This is a genomic window from Rhodosalinus sp. 5P4 (assembly GCF_041365695.1).
Lineage (GTDB): Bacteria > Pseudomonadota > Alphaproteobacteria > Rhodobacterales > Rhodobacteraceae > Rhodosalinus.
In genome coordinates this window covers 184756-193875 of record NZ_JBGFSJ010000004.1, presented here as the reverse complement: position 1 = coordinate 193875, position 9120 = coordinate 184756, and the positions used below count along the sequence as shown (strand labels likewise).

At 71.2% G+C, this 9120-nt stretch carries 9 protein-coding genes; 6 read left to right on the top strand and 3 right to left on the bottom strand.

Annotated elements, in window-relative coordinates:
* Positions 1-96 precede the first annotated feature (96 nt).
* On the bottom strand, positions 97-1527 hold the full coding sequence (locus tag AB6A69_RS08810) for an amidase (protein WP_371055111.1): 1431 nt from the start codon (positions 1525-1527) through the stop codon (positions 97-99).
* A 109-nt stretch (positions 1528-1636) separates the two neighbouring features.
* Here AB6A69_RS08810 and AB6A69_RS08805 point away from each other — a divergent pair, with 109 nt between their 5' ends.
* Positions 1637-2299 (top strand): DUF4396 domain-containing protein, encoded by a 663-nt coding sequence (locus AB6A69_RS08805; RefSeq protein ID WP_371060493.1) that lies wholly within the window; start codon positions 1637-1639, stop codon positions 2297-2299.
* On the opposite strand, the gene AB6A69_RS08800 is transcribed toward AB6A69_RS08805, so the two are convergent.
* Together AB6A69_RS08800 and AB6A69_RS08795 are read right to left on the bottom strand one after the other, a co-directional pair.
* On the bottom strand, positions 2293-2826 hold the full coding sequence (locus AB6A69_RS08800; protein ID WP_371060492.1) for a CIA30 family protein: 534 nt from the start codon (positions 2824-2826) through the stop codon (positions 2293-2295). The genes AB6A69_RS08805 and AB6A69_RS08800 overlap by 7 nt on opposite strands.
* 43 nt (positions 2827-2869) lie before the next feature.
* Entirely contained in the window at positions 2870-4762 is a 1893-nt protein-coding gene (locus tag AB6A69_RS08795) for a propionyl-CoA synthetase (protein ID WP_371060491.1), read from the bottom strand.
* A gap of 198 nt (positions 4763-4960) precedes the next feature.
* Between AB6A69_RS08795 and ybgC the strand changes: the two genes are divergently transcribed.
* The 5 genes from ybgC to tolB all read left to right on the top strand — a co-directional run bounded on the left by ybgC (position 4961) and on the right by tolB (position 9104).
* Positions 4961-5350 carry a tol-pal system-associated acyl-CoA thioesterase gene (gene ybgC, locus AB6A69_RS08790; protein WP_371060490.1) on the top strand — a complete coding sequence of 130 codons (390 nt, stop codon included), beginning with the start codon at positions 4961-4963 and terminating at the stop codon, positions 5348-5350.
* Between the two features lie 106 nt (positions 5351-5456).
* Positions 5457-6152 carry a protein TolQ gene (gene tolQ / locus AB6A69_RS08785; RefSeq protein ID WP_371037514.1) on the top strand — a complete coding sequence of 232 codons (696 nt, stop codon included), beginning with the start codon at positions 5457-5459 and terminating at the stop codon, positions 6150-6152.
* 4 nt (positions 6153-6156) lie between these two features.
* A complete protein-coding gene (gene tolR, locus AB6A69_RS08780) occupies positions 6157-6633 on the top strand; it encodes a protein TolR (RefSeq protein ID WP_371060489.1) in 477 nt (158 codons plus the stop codon).
* 9 nt (positions 6634-6642) lie between these two features.
* Complete coding sequence (locus tag AB6A69_RS08775) at positions 6643-7788, top strand: hypothetical protein (RefSeq protein WP_371060488.1); 1146 nt, start codon at positions 6643-6645, stop codon at positions 7786-7788.
* Positions 7785-9104 carry a Tol-Pal system beta propeller repeat protein TolB gene (tolB, locus tag AB6A69_RS08770; RefSeq protein WP_371055106.1) on the top strand — a complete coding sequence of 440 codons (1320 nt, stop codon included), beginning with the start codon at positions 7785-7787 and terminating at the stop codon, positions 9102-9104. Before AB6A69_RS08775 ends, tolB begins: the two co-directional genes overlap by 4 nt.
* Positions 9105-9120: the final 16 nt, after the last annotated feature.

Below are 9120 nucleotides of genomic sequence, written 5' to 3'. Positions count from 1 at the left end.
ACCCCCCCCCCCCCCCCCCCCCCCCCCCCCCCCCCCCCCCCCCCCCCCACGGCTGCCGCAGGGGGCGATTTTTCGATCGAAAAATCGTCTTCGGCCTCAGCCCATGCGCGCCCAGAGATGGGGCGCCATCGGGCCCACCTGCGCTTCCACCGCGGCCATCGCCTCCACCACGAGGTCCTCGCGCCAGCGCCGTCCTATGATCTGCACGCCGATGGGCTGCGGGCCTGCCGGCAGGGCGGCAAGGCGGGCGGGCACGTTGCCCGCCGGCAGCCCGGTGAAGTTCATCGCGAAGGACCAGAAGGCCGATCCCAGCGCCTCCTCCACGCCCTCGGCGCCCTCCGCGTCCCGGCCGGGCGCGAAGAACGGATGGGCCAGGAAGGGCGTCAGGACCAGCGGGTAGTCCTCGAGGAAAAGCGACCAGGCGCGGGCAAAGCGCGTGCGCTCGGCCATGGCGCGAAGCTGTTCGGCGCCCTCGTAGGGCGGATATTGGCGGAAGTACTCGGCGAAGATCGCGTTCAGCGTCTCCGATCCCTTCTCGGCGATGTCCGCGCCCATGAGCGCCTTCACCTCGCCCATGAGCGCGCGGTAGCCCACCTCGGCCGTCTCGGGCATGAGGGGCGGCGCGGCCTCTTCCACGGCGTAGCCGGCCGCCGAAAGCGCCTCGGCCGCGGTGTCGAGGGCGGCCGCCACTTCCGGGTGCAGCGGGTAGCCGCAGGTTTCCCGGGTGAACGCCACGCGGATCGGCCGGTCGAGCCGTGCGCCGCGGTAGGCCAGCGGCACGTGGAAGGGATCGCGCGGGTCCGGGGCGACGAGCGCGTCCATGGCCAGATCGAGGTCGGCGGCGTTTCGGGCGAGGACGCCCTGCACTGACATGGCTTGCGCCAGCATGCCGCGCTCCGCCGTTTGCGAGGGGTTCCACGCCGGCACGCGGCCGAGCCCCGGTTTCACGGTCACCGCGCCGCAGGCCGAGGCGGGGAAGCGCAGCGAGCCGCCGATATCGTTGCCATGGCCGAGCGCGCCGATCCCCGCCATCACCGCCGCGCCCGCCCCGCCAGACGACCCGCCGGGCGAGACGTGATCGCCCCAGGGATTGATCGTGCGGCCGTGAAGCGGCCCGTCGGTGTGGGCGCGGAAGGAGAACTCGGGCGTGTTCGTGCGGCCGATCGGAACCGCGCCGGCGGCGAGGAGGTTGCGCACCACCGGCGCGTCGTCCGGAGCGACGAGCCCCGCGAAGGCGGGCACGCCGTTCGTGGTGGCTTTGCCTGCCTGGTCCACGTTTACCTTGATCGTGACGGGAACGCCGTGGAGCGGGCCGAGGGGTCCGCCCTCGGCCCGCTGCTCGTCGAGCGCGCGGGCGCGGGCGCGCGCTTCGTCCTCGAGCCCCTCGACCACCGCGTTGAGGCGCGGATTGACCGCGTCCATGCGGGCCAGCGCAGCCTCGGTCGCCTCGGCCGCGCTCAGCTGCCCCTCGCGGATCGCGGCGGCCATCTCTGCGGCGCCAAGGCGCCAGGGGTCGGTCTGGGACATGCCGAAACTCTCCTTTGGATCCGGGAAGGCTAGGACGCCCCGGCGCGCCCTGGCAAGCGGCCGCATGTTCGGGCTTGCATCCGGGGTGGGCAGGCGCGACGCTCGGGCCATGGATACAGTCGTCGCGATACTCTCCTCTCCATGGTTCCTGGTGGCCTGGGCGTCGGTCGCGGTGCCGAGCCTTTACGTGGTGATCCGCGACCTGCGCACGGAAAACGCCCATCTGATGAGCCTGATGAAGCTCGTCTGGGTGCTGACGGTGGTCTATTCCGGGCCGCTCGGCCTCTGGATCTACTGGACGACCGGCCGGCGGCAGATTCCGCGGGACGGTCTTTACCGCCGCGCGTTCCGGTCGGTGGCGCATTGCTACTCGGGATGCGGCATGGGCGAGGTCGCGGGGATGTTCATCGCCGTGGGCCTTCTGCAACTCGGGACGCTCTGGGTCGCGGCGGTCACGTTCACGCTGGCCTATGTCGCGGGCTACGCCCTGACGGTGGGCCCGCTCCTGCAGGAGGGCGTGGGGCTGCGCCGCGCGCTCTGGGATGCCTTCCTGTCCGAGACGCCCTCGATCACGGTGATGGAGGTGGTCGCGATCGGCGTGGATCTCTCCCTTGCGGGGGATGCGGGTCCCCGCGAGCCGCTGTTCTGGTCCGCGCTCGTCGTCTCCTTGAGCTGCGGGCTTCTCGCCGCCTATCCCGTCAACGTGCTGCTGATCCGGTTCGGCGTGAAGTCGGGCATGATGGACCCGCGCGAGGGCGCGGCGTCTCAGTAGGCCTCGATCCGGGCGACGCTGACCTCGGCCTCGTGGTCGCGCCCATAGGCCACCACCGCGATCGAGCGCACGCCCTCGGGCCGCGGCGTGGCGCGCAGGAGCGCGCCGGAGGGGTCGAACGCCTCGAGGGGGATATCCACCTCGGTCCAGTCCGCGCCGGTCTGGAACGGCGCCTGGTAATACTGCCAGGGCAGAACCGTCCCGCCCGTGCGCAGGTGCACGAAATAGCGCTCGCCATTGCCGCGCACGCGCAGGCGAATGCCCTCGGTCCCCGCGGGCAGGCCGTCCGGCAGATCCTTGCGCGCCTGGATGAAGCCGCCGCGATTCTCGGTGGAGACGTCGCCGGTGAGACGAAGCGCGCGCCGGCCCTCGATCACGGCGATTTCCGCCCCGCCGGTGGAGACGCCGCCCATCACCTGGTCGGTGAAGAAGGTCCAGTCTCCGGGCGGGTCGAAATCCTCGAGCACGGTATCGGCCATCAACGGACTCGCGAGCAGCACGATGCAAACGACAAGAAGGCGGCGCATGCCCTGCATCATGCGCCGCGCCGCGCCGCGGGACAACCCCGCCTCACGCCTTCGCATAGCCGAGCGCGCGCATCGCGTCGCGGATCTCGTCGAGGATCGCCGGGTCGTCGATGGTGGCCGGCATCTTGAACTCTTCGCCATCGGCGATCTTGACCATGATGGCGCGCAGCACCTTGCCGGACCGCGTCTTCGGAAGACGATCCACCACCACCGCCAGCTTGAAGGCGGCCACGGGGCCGATCTGCTCGCGCACGAGCGTGACGCATTCGCGCACGATGTCCTCGTGCGGGCGGTTCACGCCCTTGGTCAGGCAGACCAGCCCGAGCGGAAGCTGACCCTTGAGTTCGTCCCTGACCCCGATGACCGCGCATTCGGCGACATCCGGGTGCGCGGCGAGCACTTCCTCCATCCCGCCGGTGGACAGGCGGTGCCCCGCGACGTTGATCACGTCGTCGGTGCGCGCCATGATGTAAAGATAGCCCTCGTCGTCGATGAGCCCTGCGTCGCCCGTTTCGTAATAGCCGGGGAAATGCGCCAGATAGCTCTTGTGGAACCGCTCTTCCGCGTTCCAGAGCGTCGGAAGCGTGCCGGGCGGCAGCGGCAGCTTCACGGCGACCGCGCCAAGCGTGTTCGCCCCGACCGGCTGCCCGCCTTCGTCCAGGATCTGGACGTCGTAGCCCGGCATCGGCACGCCGGAGGAGCCGAGTTTCGGCTCGACCCCGCCAAGGCCCAGCGGCACCCCCGTGATCGTCCAGCCCGTCTCTGTCTGCCACCAGTGGTCGATCACCGGCACGCCGAGCTGCGCCCTGGCCCATTCGATGGTGTCGGGGTCGGCCCGCTCGCCCGCGAGAAAGAGCGCGCGCAGGCAGGAGAGGTCGTATCTCGTCACGCACTCGCCCTTGGGATCCTCGCGCTTGATCGCGCGAAAGGCGGTCGGGGCGGTGAAGAAGCTCGCCACCTTGTGCTCGGAGATCACCCGCCAGAACGTGCCCGCGTCGGGCGTGCCAACCGGCTTGCCCTCGAAGACGATCGTGGTGTTGCCGTGGATGAGGGGCGCGTAGGCGATGTAGGAGTGGCCCACCACCCAGCCCACGTCCGAGGCCGCCCAGAACACCTCTCCCGGCTCGACGCCGTAGATGTTCTTCATCGTCCAGTTGAGCGCCACGAGATGACCCGCGGTGTGGCGCACCACGCCCTTGGGCTGGCCGGTCGTGCCCGACGTGTAAAGGATGTAGGCGGGATGGTTGCCCTCCACCGGCACGCAGTCGGCGGGCGCCACCCCGTACTGGAAGGCGTGCCAGTCCACGTCGCGGCCCGCCTCCAGATGCGCCACCTCCTGTTCGCGCTGGAAGATCACGCAGAAGTCGGGGTGATGCGTCGCCTGCGCCAGCGCGCCGTCCAGCAGCGGCTTGTAGTGGACGACGCGCCCAGGCTCGATCCCGCAGGAGGCGGCGATCACGCATTTGGGCCTGGCGTCGTCGATCCTGACGGCGAGTTCGTGCGCCGCGAAGCCGCCGAACACCACCGAGTGGATCGCGCCGAGGCGGGCGCAGGCAAGCATGGCCTCGAGCGCCTCTGGCACCATGGGCATGTAGATGATGACCCGGTCGCCCTTCTCGACGCCCTTGGCGCGAAGCGCACCGGCCAGGCTGGCGACCCGGTCCCGAAGCTCGGCGAAGGTGATCTCGTGCTTCGAGTGGGTGACGGGGCTGTCGTGGATGATCGCCACACGATCGCCGTGGCCGGCCTCGACATGGCGGTCCACCGCGTTCCAGCAGCCGTTCACCATGCCGTCCGAGAACCATTCGTAAAACGGCGCCTCGTCGTCCCAGAGCGCCTTCGTCGGGAACCGCTCCCAGTCGATGGCGCGCGCGGCCTCCATCCAGAAGCCTTCCGGATCCTGCTTCCAGCGCGCGTAGGTCTCGGCGTAGCCCATGGTCGTCCCTCCTCCAGCGTTCGTGCCGCGCGTTTCCGTGCGGTTTACGCAGCGGCGGGCGGTGCGGCAACCGGGATTTTCCCGCCAGCGTATGCCATGGCATACCCTGAAGCCCCCGGGCGCGGCCTGTCCAGCCCGTTGCCCCGCGGGCGCGCCGCCGCTAGGAGGGCGGCGGATGTCCCACGGAAGGTCCGCGCCATGCCTCATGCGTTCCAGTGCCGCGTCTACTATGAGGATACCGACCTCGCCGGCATCGTCTATTACGCCAATTACCTGAAGTTCATCGAGCGCGCCCGGACCGAGTGGGTGCGCGGGCTCGGGATCGACCAGGCGCGGCTGAAGGCCGAGGCGGGGATCGTCTTCGCGGTGCGCCGTGTCGAGGCGGATTACCTCTCGCCCGCGCGCTTCGACGATCTGCTGACCGTGGAGACCGCGGCGGAACAGCTGACGCCCGCGAGGATCGTGCTGCGCCAGACGGTGCTGCGCGGCGCGGAGCGGCTCTTCGACGCGCGCGTCACGCTGGTGGCGCTCGGGGCGTCGGGGCGACCCGCGCGGCTTCCGGCGGAACTCCGCCGTCTGCTCGCCTGACGCCGCCGCGCACGCGGTTGTGTTGGCCATCCCCCTTCAAATCCGCTAGGGTCTGACGCAAGAGGGCCGCACCGAACGGCCCCGGGCAGAAACGAGCAGGCAGACAATGGAAATGGAAACCCTGGCCGCCGCGCAGGAGATGGATTTCTCCATGTGGGGCCTCTTTGCGCGCGCCACCTTCACGGTGAAGCTGGTGATGGTCGTCCTCGTGCTGGCCTCGTTCTGGGCCTGGGCGATCATCATCCAGAAACTGATGGCCTACCGCGCCGCGCGCGCCGAGGCGGCGCGCTTCGACCGCGCCTTCTGGTCGGGCGAGCCGCTGGACGAACTCTACGGCGCGCTCGGGCCGGAGCCCGCGGGCCGGGCCGAGCGGGTCTTCGCCGCCGGCATGGCGGAATGGCAGCGCAGCCACCGCGAGGATGGCGGGCTCATCCCCGGCGTGCAGGCGCGGATCCAGCGCTCGATGGACGTGGCCATCGCGCGGGAGGCCGAGGATCTGCAGAAGGGCCTGCAGGTGCTCGCCACCGTGGGCGCGACCTCGCCCTTCATCGGGCTTTTCGGCACGGTCTGGGGGATCATGCATTCCTTCATCCAGATCGCCGAGGCGCAGAACACCAACCTCGCCGTGGTGGCGCCGGGCATCGCCGAGGCGCTGCTGGCCACCGGGCTCGGCCTTCTGGCGGCGATCCCCGCGGTCATCTTCTACAACACGCTGAGCGCGGCGAGCGACCGCATCGTGGCGGGCTACGAGGCCTTCACGGACGAGTTCGCCACCATCCTCAGCCGCCAGCTGGACGGCTGAGCCGATGGGCGCGGGGCTCATGCCCGGGGCCGGAGGCGGCGGAGGCCGGCGCAGTCGGCGCCGCCGCCGCGCGGTGCCCATGGCCGAGATCAACGTCACGCCCTTCGTCGACGTGATGCTGGTGCTGCTGATCATCTTCATGGTGGCCGCGCCGCTCATGACGGTGGGCGTTCCGGTCCAGCTGCCGGAAACCGCAGCGCGCTCGCTGCCCGCCGAGCAGGAGGAGCCGCTTACCGTGACCGTGACCGCCGACGGCGGGATCGCCATCCAGACCACCGAGGTCGCGCCGGGCGACCTCCTGCCGCGGCTGCGCGCCATCGCCGCCGAGCGCGACAGCCGCCGCGTCTTCCTGCGCGCCGACGGGGCCGTGCCCTACGAGCGCGTGGTGCAGGTGATGGGTGCGCTGAACGCGGGCGGCTTCTCGGATATCGGGCTTGTCACCGATGCCGGCGGACCCGCCTTCGACGGCGGAGAGGAGTGAGGACGGCCGGTGCATGCGGGCCACTATATCTCCGGAGCCGGGCACGTCCTGCTGATCGCCTGGGCCTTTCTCGGCGGTGCGTTCCGCACCGAGCCGTTGCCCTTCGAGGTGACGGAGGTCTCGGTCATCACCGGAGAGGAATACGCCGCGATCATGGCGGCGCAGGCTCCGCCGGAGGCCGCGCCGGGCGTCGACGGCCTTGCAGAGCCGGCCCCCGAGTCCGCACCGGTGCCCGAGGCGCCCGCGCCCGAGCCGCCGCCGGTGCGGCCCCAGGCGCCGCCCGAGACCGCGGAACCGCAGCCGGACAGGGCCCCCGAGGCTCCGCCCGAGGCGCCGGCGCCCGAGGCCGAGGTCGCCGACAGCGTGCCCGAGCTCGCCCAGCCGGAGGACACCGCGATTCTGTTGCCCGATGCGACGCCCCGGCCCGAACCGCGCCCGGCCGACCGGGTCGCCCCGACCCCCGCGCCGCCGCCCCCGCCCGGGGCCGAGACCGCACCCGACACGGTTCCGCCCGCGCAGGTCGCGCCCGAGCCTGTGCCCGAGCCCGCGCCGGAGCCGGAGCCGGAGCCCACCGCGCCGGAGGAGGCCACGACCGAGATCGTCACCGAGGCGGAAGAGCGCGACGCCGCGCCCGACGCCACGCCGCGCCCCCGCGCGCGCCCCGAACGTCTGGCCGCCGCTCCGCCGCCCGAGCCGGCGGCACCGGCGGCGCCGGAGGCCCCTGCCGAGGAGACCGAAGACGCGCCGAGCCCCGCGCCGGACGACGTGAACCGAAGCGCGGTTGACGAGATGCTCGCCGAGGCGCTCGGCGGCGGCGGTTCGGGTGCGGGCGGGCCGCCGCTGACGGGCGCGGAGCGCGACGCGCTCCGGGTGGCGGTGCAGGAGTGCTGGGTGGTGGACGTGGGCAGCCAGGCCGCGAACGTGACGGTGACGCTGGCGATGTCGCTGAGCCGGGACGGCACCGTCATGCAGGACTCGCTGCGCCTCGTCTCGTCCGAGGGCGGGGAGGGTCGCGCGGTGGACACCGCCTACCAGGCGGCCCGGCGCGCGGTGCTGCGCTGCGAGCGGGGCGGCTACGACCTTCCGCCCGAGAAATACGACCAGTGGCGTGATATTGAAATGACGTTCAATCCTGAGAACATGAGGGTGCGATGATCGGACGACTGGCCATGGCTCTTGCGGCGCTCTGGGCGTTCGCCACGCCCGTTGCGGCGCAGGACGGTCCACTGCGGATCGAGATTACCGAAGGCGTGGTGGAGCCGTTGCCCTACGCCGTGCCCGATTTCGTCGCCGAGACGCCCGGCGCGGCGGAGTGGGGCGAGCGGCTCGCCCGCGTGGTCGCCGCGGATCTGACCGGAACCGGACTGTTCCGCGAGGTCCCGCGCGAGGCGCATATCTCCGCGATCACCAGCTTCGCGAGCCCGGTGCAGTTCGCCGACTGGAAGGCGGTGAACGCGCAGGCGCTCGTCACCGGGGCGGTGGCCCAGCAGGGCGACCGCCTGACCGTGAAGTTCCGGGTCTGGGACGTCTTCGCCGACCGGGAACTCGGGCAGGGGCTGCAATTCTCCGGCACGACGGAGGGCTGGCGGCGCATGGCGCACAAGGTCTCCGACGCCGTCTATTCGCGCATCACGGGCGAGGACGGCTATTTCGACAGCCGCGTGGTCTTCGTGGCCGAGACCGGGCCCAAGGACGACCGGCGCAAGCGCCTCGGCATCATGGATTACGACGGCGCGAACGTGCAGTACCTGACCGACAGTTCCGCCATCGTGCTGAACCCGCGCTTCTCGCCCGACGGGCAGCGCGTCCTCTATACCAGCTACGAGACCGGATCGCCGCGGGTCTACCTGCTCGACGTCGGGTCGGTAAGCCGGCGCGTGCTGCCGACTCCGGACGGCGCCAACACCTTTTCCCCGCGCTTCTCGCCGGATGCGCGGCAGGTGGTCTTTTCCCTCGCCCAGGGCGGCAACACCGACATCTACGTCACCGAGATCGCCAGCGGACAGAGCCGGCGGCTGACATCGGCGCCCTCGATCGAGACGGCGCCGAGCTTCTCGCCCGACGGGCGGCGGATCGTCTTCGAAAGCGACCGCTCGGGCACGCAGCAGATCTACATAATGCCCGCAAGCGGGGGCGAGGCCACCCGGATCAGCTTCGGGCCGGGCCGCTACGGCACGCCGGTCTGGTCGCCCCGCGGTGATCTCATCGCGTTCACGAAGCAGGCCGAGGGGCGCTTTCACATCGGCGTGATGCGCACCGACGGCTCGGAAGAGCGGTTGCTGACGGCAAGCTTCCTCGACGAGGGGCCGACATGGTCGCCCAATGGCCGGGTGATCATGTTCACCCGGGAAACGCAGGGAGCCCAGGGCTCCGCCGCGCTTTATTCCGTGGACGTGTCGGGCCGCAACCTGAAGCGGGTTCCGACGCCCGCCGGCGCCTCGGACCCGTCCTGGGGGCCCTTGCAGCAGTGACGCAACCCGCGTTCCC

Bases quoted from the DNA above. Each gene is read 5' to 3' on its own strand.
- AB6A69_RS08800 (WP_371060492.1), bottom strand. From the start codon at position 2,826: ATGCGCCGCCTTCTTGTCGTTTGCATCGTGCTGCTCGCGAGTCCGTTG.
- AB6A69_RS08795 (WP_371060491.1), bottom strand. From the start codon at position 4,762: ATGGGCTACGCCGAGACCTACGCGCGCTGGAAGCAGGATCCGGAAGGC.
- AB6A69_RS08810 (WP_371055111.1), bottom strand. From the start codon at position 1,527: ATGTCCCAGACCGACCCCTGGCGCCTTGGCGCCGCAGAGATGGCCGCC.
- tolR (WP_371060489.1), top strand. From the start codon at position 6,157: ATGGGCGCGGGGCTCATGCCCGGGGCCGGAGGCGGCGGAGGCCGGCGC.
- ybgC (WP_371060490.1), top strand. From the start codon at position 4,961: ATGCCTCATGCGTTCCAGTGCCGCGTCTACTATGAGGATACCGACCTC.
- tolQ (WP_371037514.1), top strand. From the start codon at position 5,457: ATGGAAATGGAAACCCTGGCCGCCGCGCAGGAGATGGATTTCTCCATG.
- tolB (WP_371055106.1), top strand. From the start codon at position 7,785: ATGATCGGACGACTGGCCATGGCTCTTGCGGCGCTCTGGGCGTTCGCC.
- AB6A69_RS08805 (WP_371060493.1), top strand. From the start codon at position 1,637: ATGGATACAGTCGTCGCGATACTCTCCTCTCCATGGTTCCTGGTGGCC.